The organism is Poseidonocella sp. HB161398 (assembly GCF_005870025.1).
Classification (GTDB): domain Bacteria; phylum Pseudomonadota; class Alphaproteobacteria; order Rhodobacterales; family Rhodobacteraceae; genus Mangrovicoccus.
Genome location: NZ_VATA01000021.1, coordinates 31,589 through 49,312 on the forward strand (window position 1 = coordinate 31,589; position 17,724 = coordinate 49,312).

Sequence of the window (17,724 nt, forward strand, 5' to 3'; positions counted from 1 at the left end):
TCATGTTTTCAGCTGCTGACCTGCCGTCCACGATCCCGGTCTTCCCGCTGCCCGGGGCGCTGCTGCTGCCCCGGGCGCGGCTTCCGCTGCATATCTTCGAGCCGCGCTACCTGGCGATGCTCGACGACACTCTCAAGACGTCGCACCGGCTGATCGGGATGATCCAGCCGGCCGAGGCGCCGGGCGGCAAGGAGAAGAGCCTGCACGCGATCGGCTGCGCCGGGCGCGTCACCGGCTTCTCCGAGACCGAGGACGGGCGCTACATGATCACCCTCTCGGGGATCTCGCGCTTCCGCATCCTGAAAGAGGCCTCGGGCTTCACCGCCTATCGCCGCATGGATGTCAGCTGGGGCGGCTTCGACCGCGACCTCGGCCCGGCCGAGACCGACCTGCGCTTCGACCGGCCGAGCTTCCTGGCGCTCCTGGGGCGGTATTTCGACCAGGCCGGGCTCTCCACCGACTGGGGCAGCCTGAAGGAGGCCGAGAACGAGCTTCTGATCAACTCGCTCTCGATGCTCTGCCCGTTCGATTCCGAGGACAAGCAGGCGCTGCTCGAGGCGCCCTCGCTGACCACCCGGCGCGAGACGCTGGTGACGCTGATCGAATTCGCGCTGCGCGGCGGCGGCGGCGGCGAGGAGCTGATGCAGTGAGCGAGGCGCCGAAGGATCCGCAGCCGCTGCTTGACCGGCGGGTTCTGGAGGCGCTGGTCTGCCCGCGCACCCAGGCGACGCTGATCTACGATGCCGAGCGGCAGGAGCTGATCTCGCGCGCGGCCGGGCTTGCCTTCCCGATCCGCAACGGCATTCCGATCATGCTGATCGACGAGGCGCGCGAGCTGGACTAGCGCGCTCTGGACACCCTATCTGATGTGGGTATAGTCACGTGTCCCGCAAGATATGGAGAATCCCATGCTCGTCACCGTCTCCCCCGCAAAGAAGCTCGACTGGACAGATCCGGGCATCGCCGAGGTGACGGAGCCGCGCTTCCTGGAGGATGCGGCCTATCTGGCGGGCGTGGCGGCGGAGCTGTCGGTGGCCGAGCTGCGCAAGCTGATGTCGATCAGCGAGCCGCTGGCCAAGCTGAACCGCGACCGGTTCCGCAGCTACCGCGCGGAGACGCCGGAGGATGCCCGCCCGGCGGTCCGCGCCTTTGCCGGGGACACCTATCAGGGGCTCGAGGCGAAGACGCTCGACGCCGATGCGCAGCACTGGGCGCGCGGCCATCTGCGGCTGCTGTCGGGGCTCTACGGCCTCTTGCGCCCCTTCGACCTGATCCAGCCCTACCGGCTGGAAATGGGCAGCCGGCTGAAGACCAGGGCCGGGAAGAACCTCTACGAATACTGGGGTCCGCGGATCGCCGAGGCGCTGAATGCCGATGCCGAGGAGGCAGGCGCGAAGATGCTCGTGAACTGCGCCTCGGTCGAGTATTTCAGCGCGGTCGACACGCAGGCGCTGGCGCTTCCGGTGGTGACGCCGGTCTTCCTCGAGGAGAAGAACGGCGCGGCGCAGGTGATCAGCTTCCACGCCAAGCGCGCCCGTGGCGCGATGGCCCGCTATGTCATGGAGAACCGCATCGACAGCCTCGAGGGGCTGACGGCCTTCGACACCGGCGGCTACCGCTTCCAGCCGGGCGAGAGCACGGCGGAGCGACCGGTCTTCCTGCGTGCCGCCGAGGCGGCCGCGGCGGCCTGATCAGCCGGGCGCCTCTTCGGGGCGGTCGATCTCGATCCCCTCGGGCACATGGGCGCGGATGCGGTCCAGGATCTCCTGCCGGCGCAGCGGCTTCGTCAGGTAGAAATCCAGCCCCGCCTCCAGGATGCCCTGGTCGTCGCCCTCCATCGCATGGGCGGTCAGCGCACAGATCGGCGTGCGCTCCAGCCCGTCCCTGGCCTCGATCTCGCGGATCCTGCGGGTCGCCTCCTTGCCGTCCATCTGCGGCATGGAGATGTCCATGAAGACCAGATGCGGCGCGACGCTGCGGAAGAGCTCCACCGCCTCGATGCCGTCATTGGCGAAGGTCACGTCGAGATCGAGCTGCTTGATCATCTTCGAGAAGACGAGCTGATTGGTCTTGTTGTCCTCGGCGGCCAGGAGGCGCATCCGCGGCCGCGCTGCCGGGGCCGGGCGCGCGGCGGCGGCGCTGATCGCATCGGCGAGCTCGTGCAGCCGCAGATGCAGGTCGCGCCGCAGCATCGGCTTCTGCACCACGGCGAAGATGCCCTGCAGATCGGCCTCGTGGGCGTCGAGATGCGAGGGATTGGCGGTCATCAGGATCACCGGATTGGCGCCGCCCTTGGCGCGCAGCCGCGCGGCGAAGGCCAGCCCGTCCATCTCGGCCATGTCATTGTCGAAGAGCACCAGGTCGAAGCGGCCGGGATCGTCGTTCAGCGCGGCCATGGCCGAGCGGTAGGTCGCGACCCGCAGCCCCATCGCGGTCAGCTGCTTCTCCAGGATCATCCGGTTGATCGGCAGGTCGTCCACCACCATCGCCGAGTGCAGCCCGCCGGGCAGGGAGAAATCCGTTGCCACCGGCGGCTCGACCTCGGGGATGGTCAGCTGGAAGCCGAAGCAGCTGCCCTCGCCGGGGACCGAGTCGACCCAGATCTCGCCGCCCATCATGCCGACCAGCTGCTGGGTGATCGCGAGGCCCAGCCCGGTGCCCTCGAACTTGCGGTTCCGCTCGTCCTCGACCTGGCTGAACTCGCCGAAGATCAGCCCCAGCTTGTCCGCGGCGATGCCGATGCCGGTATCCTCCACCGTGACATGCAGGTTGAAGAACGGCCCGTCCTCCTGATGGTAGCCGGTGACGCGGACCAGCACATGGCCGGTGACGGTGAACTTGACGGCATTGCCGATCAGGTTGGTCAGGATCTGCCGGATCCGGCCGGGATCGGCGACGAAGCGGGTCGGCAGGAACATGTCGTAATCGACCAGCAGGTCGAGCCCCTTCTCTCCGGCGGAGGATTGCAGCAGCACCAGGATCTCGTGGATCGCGCGCTCCAGGTCGAAGGGCTCGGGGTGCAGGACCAGCTTCTCCGCTTCGATCTTGGAATAGTCGAGCACGTCGTTGATGATGACCAGAAGCGCCTCGGCCGAGTTCTTGATGGTCTCGGCATAGAGCCGCTGCTCCTCGTCGAGATCGCTTTCGATCAGCAGGTCCGACATGCCGACGACGCCATTCATCGGCGTGCGGATCTCGTGGCTCATATTGGCCAGGAAGGCGGCCTTGGCCCGCGCCGCGGCCTCGGCGCGCTGGCGGGCATCCTCGATCTCGCGCTCGTAGCGGATCGTGTCGGTGATATCGAGCACCAGGCTGACCAGGTCGCCATCCTGGCCGCGCCGGTCCATCAGCTTCACATAGGTGTCGTTCCACAGCCGCAGCACCATCGGCTCGATCCGGTCGCCGTGCCAGCGTTCCAGCATCATGTCGAGCCAGCTTCCCGGCGTCTCGGCGCCGATATCGACCACGCCCTCGTCGACCAGCAGCTGCAATAGCTCGCCATAGGTGATGCCCGGGCGGATGCCGTCGAGCCCGTCGAAAAGCGACAGGTAGGCGCGGTTGGCGATCAGCAGCTGGTCGCGGCGGTTGAAGACGGCGAACCCGTCCTGGATGGTTTCCAGCGCGTCCCAGAGCCGCCGTTCGGCGACGGTCGCCTGGCGGTGGGCGCGTTCCAGGTCCTTCTGTGCCTGGCTGGCCTGGCCCTTCAGCGCCGCCGCCTCCGAGCGGACCTCGCGCACTTCGCGGCGCTGCTGCAGGATCTCGTCGGTCAGCTGGCGGGCATGCATCCCGAGGCGCCGGTTGGCGCGGGTCAGTTCGGCATGCTTCGACTCGAGCAGCTGTTCGGCGGCCAGCCGAGCGCGCCGCTCGGTAGCCAGCATTTCCTGCAAGCTGGGATTCGGGGCCTTCTTCATCCGCATCCTCGGGGGCTTCCGGCGGAAATCCTTAATCGCGGGGGATGAACAGAGGCTGAACGGCAGCGGGGGCAGGGCGGGGAGCGGCCCCGCCCGCCCGGAAATCAGGCGGCGATGCGCTCGATCGCCAGCGCGATGCCCTGGCCGCCGCCGATGCACATCGTGGCCAGGCCGCGCGTGCCGCCGGTGCGCTCCAGCTCGTAGAGCAGCTTGACGAGGATGATCGCCCCGGTCGCGCCCACCGGATGGCCGAGCGCGATGGCGCCGCCATTGGGGTTCACCTTCGCCGCGTCGAAGCCCAGCCCGCGGCTGACCGCCAGCGCCTGGGCGGCAAAGGCCTCGTTCGATTCGATCACGTCGAAATCCGCGGCCGAGAGCCCGGTGCGCGCCAGCAGCTTCTCCACCGCCGGGACCGGGCCGATGCCCATCACCTCGGGGCGCACGCCGGCATGGGCATAGCCGAGGATCCGCGCCTTCGGCATCAGCCCGGCCTTCGCCGCCGCCTCCGCCGAGGCCAGCACCACCGCGCCCGCGCCGTCATTGAGCCCCGAGGCATTCCCGGCCGTCACCGACCCGTCCTTGCGGAAGGCCGGCCGCAGCCCGGCCAGCTTCTCCAGCGTGGTCGCCTTTGGATGCTCGTCGGTGTCGAAGGCGATTTCCTCGCGCCTGACCTTCACCTTGACCGGCACGATCTGCTCGCGGAACCGGCCCTCGGCGATGGCGCGGCCCGCGCGCTCCTGGCTTTCCAGCGCGAAGGCGTCCTGGTCCTCGCGGCTGATCTGGTGCTCTGCGGCGACATTCTCGGCGGTGATGCCCATATGGCCGGTGCCGAAGGGGCAGGTGAGGGCGCCGACCATCATGTCCTGCATGGCCATGTCGCCCATCTTCTGTCCCCAGCGCACCGCCTGGCTGGAATAGGGCGCGCGGCTCATGCTCTCGGCGCCGCCCGCCAGGCCGAATTCGGCGTCGCCCAGGGCAATCGACTGGATCACCGAGACCGCCGCCTGCAGCCCCGAGCCGCAGAGCCGGTTGACGTTCATCGCCGGCGTGCCCTCGGGAATGCCCGCCTCCATCGCGGCGGCGCGCGACAGGTACATGTCGCGGGCCTCGGTATTGATGACATGGCCCATGGCCACATGGCCGATCTGCCCCGGCTCCACGCCCGCGCGCTCCATCGCGGCGCTGGCGGCAATGGCGCCGAGCTTGATCGGCGCGGTGCCCGCCAGGCTGCCGCCGAAGCCGCCGATGGCGGTGCGCGCCCCGCCCAGGATGACGATCTCTTCCATGGGTGCTCCTCCCGTTTACCCCACGGTCACGATAGCGATTTCGGGGGGCACGCCAATCCTCAAGGGGATGCCGGAATAGCCGATGCCGCGGCAGACGACCAGGTGGTTGCCGTTTTCGCGGATATGGCCGCCGACATAGCGGCTTCCGTAGACGGAGGGCACCGACGGGGTGCGGCCGAAGAGCTTGATCTGCCCGCCATGGGTATGGCCGCTGATCTGCAGGAAGGCGCGGGGGTCGGCTTCGGCGAAATAGTCGGGCTCATGCGCCAGGTGGATCGCTGGGGCGCCCTCGGGCACGGCGGCAAAGGCCGCTTCGGCGTCGAGATAGCTGGTGAAGGCCGGGCCCTGGCCGCCGGAGCGGCGATGGCGGCGGGCACGCTGGCTGTCGCTGCCGACCAGCCAGAAGCCGGTGTCGCCATGGGGGATGTGCCGCGCCTCGTTGCGCAGGAGCGGCAGGCCGGCGGCGGCATGCGCCTCGATCACCGAATTGCGCAGGTGGTCGGTGTCGCGGGCGAGGTCGCAATCGGCCCAGTCGTGATTGCCGAGGATCGACCAGACGCCGAGCGGCGCGCGGAGCCCCGCCAGCAGCGGCAGGATGTCGGTGGCCGGGACGAAGCGCGAGAAGGCCCACATGTTGCGGTCGAGCAGCAGGTCGCCCGGCAGCAGGACGATGTCGGGGGCGAGTGCATTCACCTGCTCGACGATCCGCGCGACCAGATCCAGCGTCACCCAGGGGGCGCCGACATGCAGATCCGAGATTACCGCCGCGCGCATCCGCGGCAGGGTCCAGCGGGGATCCGCGACCTCGTAGGTCACGGTACGGGGCAGGCGGCGGATGGCGAACCATCCGCGGGCCGGGCGGCTGCGGCGGGTCATGAAGGAACCTTCTGCTCGATGACCGGGACCATCTGCCTTCCCGCAGCGGAAGACAAGAGGGCCCCGGCCCCCCGCGGTGGGATGTCCCGCGGGGGCCCGGGGCCCTGTCAACTTGCCGTCCGGCCGGCTGTCGTCAGGCCAGGTCGAAGGCCAGGGGCTTGACCATCTGGAACTTGCCCAGGGCCTCGAGCTTCGAGACCAGCTCGGGCTTCACCGCCTCGTCGAGATGGATCAGCGCGATCGCGTCGGCGCCGTTGCCGGTCCGGCCGAGGGTGAAGTTGGCGATGTTGTAGCCGGCCTCGCCCACGGTCATGCCCAGCGAGCCGATCACGCCCGGCACGTCCTTGTTGGTCGTGTAGAGCATGTAGGGCGCCACTTCGGCATCGATGTTGATGCCCTTGATCTGGATGAAGCGCGGCTTGCCGTCGGAGAACACGGTCCCGGCGACGGTGCGGGTGCGGCTCTCCAGCTCGACGGTCAGCTTGATGTAGCCGTCGAAGGCGCCGGACTTGTCTTGCTTGGTCTGCGAGACATGGACGCCCTTCTCCTTGAACATGATCGGGGCGGAGACGAGGTTCACGTCCGGCGTGGTCGGCTTCAGGAAGCCCGCCAGCACGGCGCAGTCCAGCGCCTTGAGGTTCATCTCGGAGGCGACGCCGTCATAGACGATGTTGATCGACTTCACCGGCTCGTCGGTCAGCTGGCCGACGAAGCTGCCCAGATGCTCGGCCAGCTTGATCCAGGGGCCCATGACCTTGGCTTCCTCGGCGGTCACCGCGGGCATGTTCAGCGAGTTCTGCACGGCGCCGGTCATCAGGTAGTCGGACATCTGCTCGGCGACCTGCAGGGCGACGTTCTCCTGCGCCTCGGTCGTGGCCGCGCCCAGATGCGGGGTGCAGACGACATTGTCGAGGCCGAAGAGCACGTTCTCGGTCGCGGGCTCGACGGAGAAGACGTCGAAGGCGGCGCCGGCGACATGGCCGGATTTCAGCAGCTCGGCCAGGGCGGCCTCGTCGACCAGGCCGCCGCGGGCGCAGTTGACGATCCGCACGCCCTTCTTGGTCTTGGCGAGGTTCTCGGCCGACAGGATGTTGGCGGTCTTCTCGGTCTTCGGCACGTGCAGGGTGATGAAGTCGGCCTTGGCCAGGGCCTCGTCCAGCTCCACCTTGGTCACGCCCAGATCGGCGGCGCGCTCTTCGGAGAGGAACGGGTCGTAGGCCAGGACCTTCATCCGCAGGCCGAGCGCGCGGGAGGCGACGATCGAGCCGATATTGCCGCAGCCGATCAGGCCGAGGGTCTTGCCGGTGATCTCGACGCCCATGAAGCGCGACTTCTCCCATTTGCCGGCCTGGGTGGAGGCGTCGGCGGCGGGGATCTGGCGGGCCACGGCGAACATCATCGCGATGGCGTGCTCGGCGGTGGTGATCGAGTTGCCGAACGGCGTGTTCATCACGATCACGCCCTTCTTGGAGGCAAGCGGGATGTCGACGTTGTCGACGCCGATCCCGGCGCGGCCGATGACCTTCAGGTTGGTCGCGGCGTCCAGCACGTCGGCGGTCACCTTGGTGGCCGAGCGGATCGCCAGGCCGTCATACTCGCCGATGATTTCCAGCAGCTTCGCCTTGTCCTTGCCGAGCTTCGGCATGAAGTCGACCTCGACCCCGCGGTCGCGGAAGATCTGGACGGCGGTTTCGGAGAGGGCGTCGGAGACGAGAACCTTGGGCATGGTCTTAGTCCTTGTGGCAGGTGCCGGATACGGGGCATCGGGCCGCCGTCCGGCTGTCCGGAGCGGGACCCCGCCTCTGGCGGCGGGGCGCTGTGTCAGGGGAAAGCGTCCGGGGCAGGGGGCGCCCCGGGAACCCGGTCAGGCGGTTTCGGCCAGCGCGGCGATTTCCGCCTCGAAGGCGTATTCCAGCCAGGGCAGCATCGCCTCGATATCCGAGGTCTCGATCGTGCCGCCGCACCAGATGCGCAGGCCCGCGGGCGCGTCGCGATAGGCGCCGACGTCAAGGGCGACGCCCTCGGCTTCCAGGCGCTTCTGCACGGCTTTGGCGAAGACGGCGCCGTCGGTGATGCGCGGATCGGTGAATTTCAGGCAGACCGAGGTGTTCGAGCGGGTCGCCGGGTCGACGGCCAGGTTGTCGATCCAGTCGCGTGCCGCGCAGAAGTCCCAGATCGCCTGGGCATTCGCGTTGGCGCGGTCCTGCAGGCCCTTCAGCCCGCCCACCGACTTGGCCCAGTCGAGCGCGACCAGGTAGTCCTCGACGCAGAGCATCGACGGGGTGTTGATCGTCTCGCCGACGAAGATGCCCTCGATCAGCTTGCCGCCCTTGGTCATGCGGAAGATCTTCGGCAGCGGCCAGGCGGGGGTGTAGGTCTCCAGCCGCTCGACGGCGCGGGGGCTGAGGATCAGGATGCCGTGCGCCGCTTCGCCGCCCAGCACTTTCTGCCAGGAGAAGGTGACGACATCGAGCTTGTCGAAGGGCAGGTCCTGCGCGAAGGCCGCGGAGGTCGCGTCGCAGATGGTCAGGCCGGCGCGGTCGGCGGGGATCGCGTCGCCATTCGGCAGGCGCACGCCCGAGGTGGTGCCGTTCCAGGTGAAGACGACATCGGTGTCGAAATCGAGCGTCGCGAAGTCGACGATTTCGCCGTACTCGGCGGTCTTCACTTCGGCGTCGATCTTCAGCTGCTTGACGACGTCGGTGACCCAGCCGGCGCCGAAGGATTCCCAGGCGACCATGGTGGCCTTGCGGGCGCCGAGCAGCGACCAGAGCGCCATTTCCACGGCGCCGGTGTCGGAGGCGGGGACGATGCCGATGCGGTAATCCGCGGGCACGCCCAGAATGTCACGGGTGGTCTCGATCGCGGCTTTCAGCTTGTCCTTGCCGATCTTCGCGCGGTGCGAGCGGCCCAGGGCGGCGTCGGCGAGCATGGTCAGCTCGAAGCCGGGGATCTTGGCGCAGGGGCCAGACGAAAAACGCGGATTGGCCGGACGCGTTGCCGGGGCGGTGATAGCCATTGGTGGTACCCTTCCAGATAAGCGCGCTGCGTTGGGGCAGCGTGTCCCGAGGCCGCCTCTACGCCAGTCCGGGGAGTCGGGCAAGTGGCAAAATGCGTCGGTTCCGGACTGTCGCGGAAATTCCCTTCCGGCCGGCGGGCGCGCCGGTTGCGGCCGCGCCGGCGGGACGGCGGGCGGCGGGCAGGGGCCTTGCATGCAGGGGCAGCGCGCGCGTTCCCGGTCTATTGGCCGGGGGCGCGGCGTGTCGCAAATCTCCTGTCCTTGGTCCGGGCGGCCATGCGGCGAAGGCCCGGGCGCTAGCGGTTTTGCGACAGGCGCCGACCGGGGCGGCAGGCGCGGGCAGGCAGGGGAGAGCGCCGGAACCGGCGCCCCCTCAGTGGCGCACGATCGAGATCGGCGTGTAGAAACGGCTGATCAGCTCTTCGCCGAAGATGCGGACGAGCGCGTCGTAGGTGATGCGGGGAATGGGCATGGAACTATTTCCTTCTGTCACGTGTCGGCTGTTATTTTTCTGAACCGTTAATGAGAAATAAAGTTTCGACTCTATCGACGTCAATTATACCAAAGTTGCTTACGTAATGCTAATTGTCTAATCATTTGCCAATTCTGGCCAGGCCTGCAGACCGGAACTGGTTAAAATGCGGCCGGATCCGGCGGATCCGGGCCTCCGGCCGGGCCGCATGGCGGGACTGGTTTTTCGCTGCCAGCCATGGGATAGGGGCGCCGAACCGATCCGGAGGCCTTCCCATGTTCACCGCCACGCTCCTGACCAACCCAGCCGCGCCCTGTCTCGACGCGGCGACAGCCGGAGCGCTGGCAGAAGCCTGGGGCGGAGGCGCGCTGCGCTGGCTGGCGCCGGGCGAGGCGGCGGAATTCTCCCTTGCCGAACGGCCCGCGGATCTCTGGGAGCGCTGGTCGGCGCTGCAGGCCGAGGGCATCGACCTGGCCCTGCAGCCCGCCGAGGGGCGCCGCCGCAAGATGCTGCTGGCGGACATGGACAGCACGATGATCGGCCAGGAATGCATCGACGAGCTGGCGGACATGGCGGGCGTCGGCGCGCGGGTGAAGGACATCACTGCGCGGGCGATGAATGGCGAGCTGGATTTCGAGGGCGCCCTGACCGAGCGGGTCGGGCTGCTGGCCGGGCTGCCGGAAAGCGTGATCGCCGAGGTCTATGACGCGCGCATCACCATGGCGCCGGGCGGCAAGGTGCTGATCGCCACGATGAAGGCCGCGGGCGGGCATGCCGCGCTGGTCTCGGGCGGCTTCACCGCCTTCACCGAACGCGTCGCGGCCGAGCTCGGCTTCGACGAGCACCGCGCCAACACGCTGATCGCCGCGGGCGGCAAGCTGACCGGCGAGGTCGGCCGCCCGATCCTCGGCCGCGAGGCCAAGGTCGAGGCGCTCCACCAGATCAGCGCGCGGCTCGGAATCGGCCCCGAAGACGTGATCGCGGTTGGCGACGGTGCCAATGATCTGGGCATGTTGCACGGTGCGGGGGCAGGCGTTGCACTCCATGCGAAGCCCTCCGTGGCCGCCCAGGCCGATCTCCGCATCAATCACGGAGATTTGACGGCCTTGCTCTATCTGCAAGGCTATGCCAAGGCGGATTTCGTGCTGTGAGCGCTGCAGCCGGGCCTCATATGGCCGGGGCTGCATTTGGAATCGTCGGAAAGCTGCGCTACTGTCGCGGCGACTGAGGCATGCTCCGGTCAGGCCGCCGCCAAGAGCGGTCCGCCCAGGGGCGCAAGAGGTTTAGGAGGCGGAATTGATCAATCGTCTGGTGCTCGGACTGTGGATGGGGCTCGGCCTGTGGCTGACGCCCGCCGTGGCACAGGTTGCCAACAATCCGGTCGGAGCGAAGACCGATTGGACGATCTATGTCGAGGACGATCCCAAGCAGTGCTGGGTCGTCGCGGCGCCGGAGGCGGGCAAATCCACCGCCACGCGCGAAGGACGTCCGGTCGCGGTGAGGCGCGGCGACATCTTCCTGTTCGTCTCGTTCTGGCCGAAGGACGCCAATGGCGGCGGCGGCATGGGCGAGGTGTCGTTCATGGGCGGATACGAGTTCGCCGACGGCGAGCCGGTGACCGTCGAAATCGGTGATTCGAAGTTCGATCTCTTCGCCGAGGGCGAGGTCGCCTGGGCCACCTCGGCCGAGCAGGACCGGCAGATCGCCCAGGCCATGAAGGGCGGCGCGCAGGCGGTCGTGACCGGCGTGTCGGAACGCTCCGGCACCACCACCCGCGACACGTTCTCGCTGATGGGCTTCACCGCTGCCTACGAGGATGCGGAGCGCCGCTGCGGCCAGTAGGCCCGGCGTCCCATGCCGTCCCGGCCCCGCCTGGAGACCAGGCGGGGAGGGATCATCCCGCCGCCGCGAAGCGGCGCTTGAGCTTGCCGATGATGCGCTTCGGCCGCGAGATGCGGATCCAGTTGAACCGCGCCGCCGCCGTCAGGAACGTGTCGCGCAGAGCGGGGCCGTAATGGCGCCCGAGCTGGGCCGCGGCCGCCTCGATCTGCGCCTCCGGCAGCGGCTCCATCAGCGTCCAGGGGATCAGCAGCCCGGCCGCGCCCCGCGCGCCCAGCTCTTCCCGGCTCATCGACAGATCCAGCCAGTAGCTGTTGCCGCCGCGCGCCGCCGAGACATGGCGGTGGCTGTCGGGGAACTGGTCGTAGCAGTGCTTCGGCCCGATCGAGTTGAAATGCCCGTCATCGCGGTAGAGCTTCAGGTCGTGATGGAAGAGCTTGCCGCCCCGGGGCATCCGCGGATGCAGCAGCAGCGTGTCGAGAAGCGGCCAGGGATGCTGGTGGTTGGCATCCACGAAGCCCATGTCGAACCCCGTGACGTCCTCGGGCAGGTCGAGCAGCGTGATGCCGCGGTAGCGCGCCACCTCGATTGCCGCGTCGCCCTTCACCGGGTCGATCTGGAACCCGACCTGGCGGCTGCGGTCGCCGAAGAACTGCTCCTCGAAATCGAGCGTGACCAGGCGCCTGCCGCCATTCTCGGCCAGGAAGCGCGCGAGGAACCCGCCCGAGAGCCCCGAGGCGGTGCCGACCTCGATGAAGTTTCCGGGGCGGTCGGCGGCGATGACCGACTGGAAGAATTCCAGCTCGTCCTCGGCCACCGAGCCCCAGCCGTCGCGGTGATGCGCGTGATAGAGATCGTCGATCGCCTGGCGGTCCATGCCGGTCCTCCTCTCAGACCTTGACCAGCGTTCCGAAGATCCGGTCCTTGTGCTCGTCCATGTAGATCCGCAGCCAGGGGGTGAAGCGCGCCGGACGGCGGGCCACTTCGGCGGCCAGGTCGTAGATGCCGATCCATTCGACCTGCATCACTTCCTCGGGATTGGGCTTCACCGGGATCTGCTTGTTGGCATGGGCGATGAAGATGTCGACCACCTCGTGCTCGATCATGCCGTTGCCGACCTCGGCGCGGTATTCCACCGTGTCGCGCAGCGCCGGGTAGAGCCCGGTGATGCCAAGCTCCTCGCGCAGCCGCCGGACGGCGCAGTCGGAGGATTTCTCGTTCCATTTCGGATGGGTGCAGACGGTATTCGCCCAGAGCCCCGGCGTGTGGTACTTCGACATCGCGCGGCGCTGGATCAGCACGTTCTGTCCGTCCATGACAAAGACCGACACCGCCGGGTGCTTCAGCCCGTTGCGGTGCACCTCGAGCTTGTCGAGAGGCGTCAGCTTGCCATTGACCCATGCCGGGATCTTGTCTGTCATGCGGTCGGTCTTGGTTGCGGGACTCTAACTGGTCGGAGGGCGTCAGCCCGGAAAGCCGCGAGCGGCGGAGGTCTTGGTCGCCTAACCGGCTGCCAGCAATCTAAGCGGGGTTGCACCGGGTTTGCACGCCGACATCATGACACAGGCTAAGGCATTGCCCCTGCGGCATATCCTGCCAGCGGCCCGGTTTCGCCACCAAGGTGGCGCCCGCAGCGGCCGGGCTGGTGCTTTGGTCGCTTTTTCGCGGCCGCCGCGCCGTTTGCGCTGGCCCGGCGCGGCAGGCCGGCTAACGTGCCGCGGTAGATCGCGCAATCCCCCATCTCCCCATGACAGGAAAGGCCCGACATGCCCTACCGTACCGTTTCCCCCCTTGCCGCGCTCCTGCTCCTCGCGGCGCCCGCCCTGGCCGAGGGCGATCCCGCCGCGGGCGAGGCCGCGTTCAAGCAGTGCCAGGCCTGCCATGTGGTCCGCAATGACGCAGGCGAGGTGCTGGCCGGGCGCAATGCCCGGACCGGTCCGAATCTCTACGGGCTGCCGGGGCGGGTGATGGGCTCGGTGGAGGATTTCGCCTATTCCGACGCCTTCGAAGAGGCGCATGCGGCCGGCACGGCCTGGGACGAGGAGGCCTTCGTCACCTATGTCCAGGATCCCAGCGCTTTCCTGTCGGAGGTGCTCGGGCACAAGTCGCGCGGCAAGATGACCTTCCGCCTGCGCAAGGAAGAGGACGCCCGCGACATCTGGGCCTTCTTCGAGTCGCTCGACTAGGGCGCCTGTTCCGGTCGCCTGCGGCGGGGCCGACGGTCCGGCCCCGCTGCCGGGAGGGCAGGGCCAGGCCCTGTCCCGCGCCTGCCCCCGCGCAGGCGCCACCCCGGTCTCAGCGCGCGCTGCCGGTGCCGTAGCGCGCCAGGAACATGTCGACCGCCGCGGTGATGATCCGGTCGACCTCCTCCGGCGTGACCTCGGAGACCATGTTGAACATCAGCCGGGTCCACAGATGCGCCTTGCAGAGCTCGGTGAACTGCTCTGCGGCAAACTCGCAGTCGTCGATGTCCAGATCGCCCGCCGCCACCGCATTGCGGAAATATTCGGCGATGCAACGGCGCGCCTGCTCGGGGCCCGAGCGGTAGAAGGCGCGGCCGAGCTCGGGAAAGCGCTCGGATTCGGCAACGCAGAGCCGGAACACGCTCTGGCCGAATTCCGACAGCACGAAGCCGGTCAGCCGTTCGGCGATGTCGGTCAGCGTCTCGCGCACCGTCCGCCCGCTCTGGGCCAGTGCCTGGGCCTGTTCGCTCTGGCGCTGGCATTCGCAGCTGGCGATCTCCAGGAAAAGCTGCCGCTTGTCGGCGAAATAGCTGTAGAGCGTCGCCTTCGACACTCCCGCAGCGCGCGCGATCGCATCGACGCTGGCGCCTTCATAGCCCTGCTGCATGAAGATTTCGCGGGCGCCCGCGACCACCTGGTCGTATTTGCGCCCGCGTTTCACTTCGTGGCTCATGTCGTTCAAGCTCGGTCCTCCGGCTATTCGGCAGGCATCCGGCATCCCCGGCGGAGCCTGCTCCTTCCAGATAGTATGTCCGGTTCGCGAGTTGAAGTGAACTGCCTGGTTCAATCGGACCGTGCAGCCGCTGCGGCCCCCGCGACCCGATGCCCGCTGCCCCGGCGGCGGCGCCGCGCTATCACGGAGCGGCCGGAACGATGCAGGAGGTGGCGATGACGGTGGATGCAGTGATTTTCGACATCGGCAACGTGCTGATCGAATGGCAGCCCGAGCGGTACTACGACCGCGTGGCGGGCGAGGCGCGGCGGCGCGAGATGTTCGCTGCGGTCGATCTGCACGCGATGAACGACCGGGTCGACCGCGGCGAGGATTTCACCGCCACGATCTACGAGACCGCCGAGGCCCATCCCGCCTTCCGCGCCGAGATCCGGCAATGGCACGACAACTGGATCGAGCTGGCGAGCCCGGAGATCCCGCGCTCGGTCCGTCTCCTGCGGGCGCTGCGCGCCAAGGGCGTGCCGGTCTTCGCGCTGACCAATTTCGGCATCGGCAGCTTCGACTATGCCGCGACCCAGTACCCGTTCCTCGGCGAGTTCGACCGCCGCTACATCTCGGGCCACATGAAGGTCATCAAGCCCGATCCGCGGATCTACGAGATGGTGGAGGAGGATTGCGGCCTGGCGCCCGGCCGCCTGCTCTTCGCCGATGACCGCGCCGACAACATCGCCGCGGCCGCCGCGCGCGGCTGGCAGGTGCACCACTTCACCGGCCCCGAGGGCTGGGCGGAGACCCTGGTTGCCAAGGGGCTCCTGAGCGCGGCGGAGGCGGCCTAGATCAGGCCGGCACGGGCAGGGGGCGTTCGCGCACCGGCAGGTGCACGATGGCGCTGAAGGCGCCGACGCCCACGCCCACCCACCAGACGGCGGTATAGTCGCCGGTCAGGTCGTACATCCGCCCGCCCAGCCAGACGCCGAGGAAGCTGCCGAGCTGGTGGGAGAAGAACACGATCCCGTAGAGCGTCCCCATGTAGCGCAGCCCGTAGAGATGCGCGACCAGCCCCGAGGTCAGCGGCACCGTGGCAAGCCACAGCGCGCCCATGATGACCGAGAAGACCAGCACGGTCGTCGGCGTGATCGGCATGGCGATGAACCAGGCCGAGATCGCCGTGCGCCCGACATAGATCGCCGAGAGCAGGTACTTCTTCTGGAAGCGGTTGCCGAGCCAGCCCGCGGTCAGCGTGCCCGCGATATTGGCCAGGCCGATCACCGCGATCGAGACCGCGCCGAGCGCCGAGGTGGTATTGACCCCGATCGCGGCCAGCAGGGAGCCGTCGGCGATCGGCCCGCACATCTCGGCAACGAGCGCCGGGAAATGCGCGGTGATGAAGGCCAGCTGGTAGCCGCAGGAGAAGAAGCCGAAGAAGATCAGCGCATAGCTCGGGTCGCGCAGCGCGCGCTTGAGGATCTGGCCGAGGCTCTCCTCGATCTCCGCCTTCGGCGCCACCGGCGCGCGCATCAGCGGCAGCGCGGCGAGCACGGCGATGATCGCGGCGGCGAAGACCAGGAAGACCTGCTGCCAGGCCATCATCGACAAGAGCCATTCGGCGACCGGCGCGCCCACGACCTGGCCCGCGCTGCCCGCGGCGGTGGCGATGGCCAGCGACATGGAGCGGTGCTCGGGCGCCGAGGCGCGGCCGACGACCGCCAGGATCACGCCGAAGCCGGTCCCGGCGATGCCGAACCCGACTGCCACCTCCAAGAGCTGGTGCTGGATCGGCAGGGTCGAGAGCGAGGAGGCGACGAGCCCGAAGGCGTAGAGCACGGCGCCCATGATGATCGCCTTGCGGTCGCCGATCTTCTCGGCGATGGCGCCGAAGAAGGGCTGCCCGATGCCCCAGGCGAGGTTCTGGATGGCGATGGCCAGCGAGAAATCCGTCCTGAGCCAGCCGAATTCCTCGGCAATGGGGATCTGGAAGACGCCGAAGCTCGCGCGGATGGCGAAGCTCACGAGCATGATGATGCAGCCCGAGATCAGGACCGGCGTGAGGAGGGGGGCGCGTGTCATGGGTCAGCAATGCCGCCCTTTCCGGGATCCGTCAAATGCCATTTGCTGATCGCGGCCATCACGTCCGGCGATGCGGCCCGGCCGCCGCTCCGGGCCTCCGCCTCGTCAGATTGCAGAGGCGGCCGCCCGCCGCGCACTGGAACGGCGCCCGTCGGTCCGGGCAATGGTGTTCCGCCGGCCGGCCCGCAGATCTTCGGACGCGGGCGGCGGCTCTGCCGGGTCCGGGCGTTCGGCAGCCGCGGCAACCCAGTGCAGGTCGGCATCCCGCCGCTCCGTGACATTCCATGATCTCCGCCGCCACCCGCAATATGGCCATGAGCCGGGCGCCGGACGGCAATTCTTCCGCTCCCGTCGCCGCCAAGGCGGGGGGGCGCGGAGGGCCGGCACCCGCACTTGGCCGGGTCCGGAGGACCGGCAGGTTGCGGACGGCGCTGGCCGCCTTCGCTTTGCCCGGATCGAGCTTGCCGCTCAGGGCCGCCGCGTCGAGACCCGGGCGGCACGCCGGGCACCGTCGCGGCGCCCGGCGTTGCCGAGATGCGCGGCCCGGAGGCAAATGCGATTGCCTGGCAGGATGCTGAAAAGGTCCGTTTGGCCGATGAGCTGGGGCAAGACTGGAACAATCGTCCTAAAATCGGCTGGACTTGCCCATCCCTGAAGAAATCACCTGACCAGATCCGGAACGAATTCCTCCACGACGAGGCACTGGAGTCCTTTTTCAGCCCCCTGCCAGAGACCGGAGGGGGCTCGGCCGGCGCGCGTGTTCCGGGCGCAGCGCGCCTGTCCCGGGCCACATGACCAGCTGCTCCTTATGCCGGATCGCCACGCATGTGGTGCAGATGCCCGGCTCCGGACACAGCGCGCAGGCCCTGACCCGCGAGGAAGGAGAGGTTGCGCGCCGGCCGTGCCGCCTTCCGGTGTGCGGGCCTGCAGCCGGCTCTCCCCGCCGGGCCCTTCCACGATCCAGGCATGTGCCCGGGGATCGTCGTCCCGGCTCTTCTCCCGGTCGAGGACGTCCGCGATGCAATGCCGTCGCGACGGCGCCGGACGCGTTCTTTCATCCTCGCCAAGGGTCATGCGACGGGGGGCTCGATCTCGGCGAGCTGTCCTGGCCGGTTCTTTCGAGGCGCAGCCGCGGGATCTCCAACACGCGGAGCCCGGCGATACGGCCGGCGGAGAAGACGCGCTGGTCGCGCATGTGCTGGTCGCGGCGCGCGCTGCCCTCATCCGCCGCGGCGATGCTCCTGGCGAGGGTGTCCTCCAGCTTGCGCAGATCGGATGCTGTCAGGGTTCGCGGGAGTCCGGCCGAGCTCCTTCCCCGCACCACTGCCAAGGCAGAGC

At 68.5% G+C, this 17,724-nt stretch carries 16 protein-coding genes; 7 read left to right on the forward strand and 9 right to left on the reverse strand.

Annotation, left to right across the window (positions count from 1 at the left end; genetic code table 11):
* Positions 1–2: 2 nt before the first annotated feature.
* From FGX59_RS17370 to yaaA, 3 genes are all read left to right on the forward strand, one after another.
* A complete protein-coding gene (locus tag FGX59_RS17370) occupies positions 3–650 on the forward strand; it encodes an LON peptidase substrate-binding domain-containing protein (RefSeq protein ID WP_138468408.1) in 648 nt (215 codons plus the stop codon).
* The gene (locus FGX59_RS17375; RefSeq protein WP_171060688.1) at positions 647–844 is read left to right on the forward strand and encodes a Trm112 family protein; all 198 of its coding nucleotides are present in this window, start codon (positions 647–649) and stop codon (positions 842–844) included. Before FGX59_RS17370 ends, FGX59_RS17375 begins: the two co-directional genes overlap by 4 nt.
* A 64-nt stretch (positions 845–908) precedes the next feature.
* On the forward strand, positions 909–1,691 hold the full coding sequence (gene yaaA / locus FGX59_RS17380) for a peroxide stress protein YaaA (RefSeq protein ID WP_138468409.1): 783 nt from the start codon (positions 909–911) through the stop codon (positions 1,689–1,691).
* On the opposite strand, the gene FGX59_RS17385 is transcribed toward yaaA, so the two are convergent.
* From FGX59_RS17385 to FGX59_RS17405, 5 genes are all read right to left on the reverse strand, one after another.
* Positions 1,692–3,911, reverse strand: a complete 2,220-nt coding sequence (locus FGX59_RS17385) for a response regulator (RefSeq protein ID WP_138468410.1) — start codon at positions 3,909–3,911, stop codon at positions 1,692–1,694.
* Between the two features lie 104 nt (positions 3,912–4,015).
* A complete protein-coding gene (locus tag FGX59_RS17390) occupies positions 4,016–5,197 on the reverse strand; it encodes an acetyl-CoA C-acyltransferase family protein (RefSeq protein ID WP_138468411.1) in 1,182 nt (393 codons plus the stop codon).
* Between the two features lie 15 nt (positions 5,198–5,212).
* Positions 5,213–6,073 (reverse strand): metallophosphoesterase, encoded by an 861-nt coding sequence (locus tag FGX59_RS17395; protein ID WP_138468412.1) that lies wholly within the window; start codon positions 6,071–6,073, stop codon positions 5,213–5,215.
* Between the two features lie 133 nt (positions 6,074–6,206).
* Complete coding sequence (serA, locus tag FGX59_RS17400; RefSeq protein WP_138468413.1) at positions 6,207–7,799, reverse strand: phosphoglycerate dehydrogenase; 1,593 nt, start codon at positions 7,797–7,799, stop codon at positions 6,207–6,209.
* 138 nt (positions 7,800–7,937) lie between these two features.
* Positions 7,938–9,092 (reverse strand): phosphoserine transaminase, encoded by a 1,155-nt coding sequence (locus tag FGX59_RS17405; protein WP_138468414.1) that lies wholly within the window; start codon positions 9,090–9,092, stop codon positions 7,938–7,940.
* Between the two features lie 747 nt (positions 9,093–9,839).
* Here FGX59_RS17405 and serB point away from each other — a divergent pair.
* Positions 9,840–10,715, forward strand: a complete 876-nt coding sequence (gene serB, locus FGX59_RS17410; protein ID WP_138468415.1) for a phosphoserine phosphatase SerB — start codon at positions 9,840–9,842, stop codon at positions 10,713–10,715.
* 175 nt (positions 10,716–10,890) lie between these two features.
* Entirely contained in the window at positions 10,891–11,406 is a 516-nt protein-coding gene (locus tag FGX59_RS17415) for an invasion associated locus B family protein (protein WP_138468477.1), read from the forward strand.
* A gap of 52 nt (positions 11,407–11,458) precedes the next feature.
* Here the strand turns inward: FGX59_RS17415 and FGX59_RS17420 are convergent, their stop codons facing one another.
* Both FGX59_RS17420 and idi read right to left on the reverse strand, forming a co-directional pair.
* Positions 11,459–12,280 carry a class I SAM-dependent methyltransferase gene (locus FGX59_RS17420; protein ID WP_138468416.1) on the reverse strand — a complete coding sequence of 274 codons (822 nt, stop codon included), beginning with the start codon at positions 12,278–12,280 and terminating at the stop codon, positions 11,459–11,461.
* A 13-nt stretch (positions 12,281–12,293) separates the two neighbouring features.
* On the reverse strand, positions 12,294–12,824 hold the full coding sequence (gene idi, locus FGX59_RS17425; protein WP_138468417.1) for an isopentenyl-diphosphate Delta-isomerase: 531 nt from the start codon (positions 12,822–12,824) through the stop codon (positions 12,294–12,296).
* 345 nt (positions 12,825–13,169) lie between these two features.
* Here idi and FGX59_RS17430 point away from each other — a divergent pair, with 345 nt between their 5' ends.
* Positions 13,170–13,589 (forward strand): cytochrome c family protein, encoded by a 420-nt coding sequence (locus tag FGX59_RS17430; protein WP_138468418.1) that lies wholly within the window; start codon positions 13,170–13,172, stop codon positions 13,587–13,589.
* Between the two features lie 109 nt (positions 13,590–13,698).
* On the opposite strand, the gene FGX59_RS17435 is transcribed toward FGX59_RS17430, so the two are convergent.
* A complete protein-coding gene (locus FGX59_RS17435; RefSeq protein ID WP_138468478.1) occupies positions 13,699–14,319 on the reverse strand; it encodes a TetR/AcrR family transcriptional regulator in 621 nt (206 codons plus the stop codon).
* A gap of 215 nt (positions 14,320–14,534) precedes the next feature.
* On the opposite strand from FGX59_RS17435, the gene FGX59_RS17440 reads away from it, so the two are divergent.
* Positions 14,535–15,155 (forward strand): HAD-IA family hydrolase, encoded by a 621-nt coding sequence (locus FGX59_RS17440; protein WP_138468419.1) that lies wholly within the window; start codon positions 14,535–14,537, stop codon positions 15,153–15,155.
* A 1-nt stretch (position 15,156) separates the two neighbouring features.
* On the opposite strand, the gene FGX59_RS17445 is transcribed toward FGX59_RS17440, so the two are convergent.
* Entirely contained in the window at positions 15,157–16,386 is a 1,230-nt protein-coding gene (locus FGX59_RS17445) for an MFS transporter (protein ID WP_138468420.1), read from the reverse strand.
* Between the last annotated feature and the right edge of the window lie 1,338 nt (positions 16,387–17,724).

Excerpts from the sequence above, each read along its gene's own strand:
- FGX59_RS17435 (WP_138468478.1), bottom strand. The coding sequence starts at position 14,319 with ATGAGCCACGAAGTGAAACGCGGGCGCAAATACGACCAGGTGGTCGCG.
- FGX59_RS17405 (WP_138468414.1), bottom strand. The coding sequence starts at position 9,092 with ATGGCTATCACCGCCCCGGCAACGCGTCCGGCCAATCCGCGTTTTTCG.
- serB (WP_138468415.1), top strand. The coding sequence starts at position 9,840 with ATGTTCACCGCCACGCTCCTGACCAACCCAGCCGCGCCCTGTCTCGAC.
- FGX59_RS17395 (WP_138468412.1), bottom strand. The coding sequence starts at position 6,073 with ATGACCCGCCGCAGCCGCCCGGCCCGCGGATGGTTCGCCATCCGCCGC.
- FGX59_RS17430 (WP_138468418.1), top strand. The coding sequence starts at position 13,170 with ATGCCCTACCGTACCGTTTCCCCCCTTGCCGCGCTCCTGCTCCTCGCG.
- FGX59_RS17440 (WP_138468419.1), top strand. The coding sequence starts at position 14,535 with ATGACGGTGGATGCAGTGATTTTCGACATCGGCAACGTGCTGATCGAA.
- FGX59_RS17370 (WP_138468408.1), top strand. The coding sequence starts at position 3 with ATGTTTTCAGCTGCTGACCTGCCGTCCACGATCCCGGTCTTCCCGCTG.
- FGX59_RS17415 (WP_138468477.1), top strand. The coding sequence starts at position 10,891 with ATGGGGCTCGGCCTGTGGCTGACGCCCGCCGTGGCACAGGTTGCCAAC.
- FGX59_RS17420 (WP_138468416.1), bottom strand. The coding sequence starts at position 12,280 with ATGGACCGCCAGGCGATCGACGATCTCTATCACGCGCATCACCGCGAC.
- FGX59_RS17445 (WP_138468420.1), bottom strand. The coding sequence starts at position 16,386 with ATGACACGCGCCCCCCTCCTCACGCCGGTCCTGATCTCGGGCTGCATC.
- serA (WP_138468413.1), bottom strand. The coding sequence starts at position 7,799 with ATGCCCAAGGTTCTCGTCTCCGACGCCCTCTCCGAAACCGCCGTCCAG.
- idi (WP_138468417.1), bottom strand. The coding sequence starts at position 12,824 with ATGACAGACAAGATCCCGGCATGGGTCAATGGCAAGCTGACGCCTCTC.
- FGX59_RS17385 (WP_138468410.1), bottom strand. The coding sequence starts at position 3,911 with ATGAAGAAGGCCCCGAATCCCAGCTTGCAGGAAATGCTGGCTACCGAG.
- FGX59_RS17390 (WP_138468411.1), bottom strand. The coding sequence starts at position 5,197 with ATGGAAGAGATCGTCATCCTGGGCGGGGCGCGCACCGCCATCGGCGGC.
- yaaA (WP_138468409.1), top strand. The coding sequence starts at position 909 with ATGCTCGTCACCGTCTCCCCCGCAAAGAAGCTCGACTGGACAGATCCG.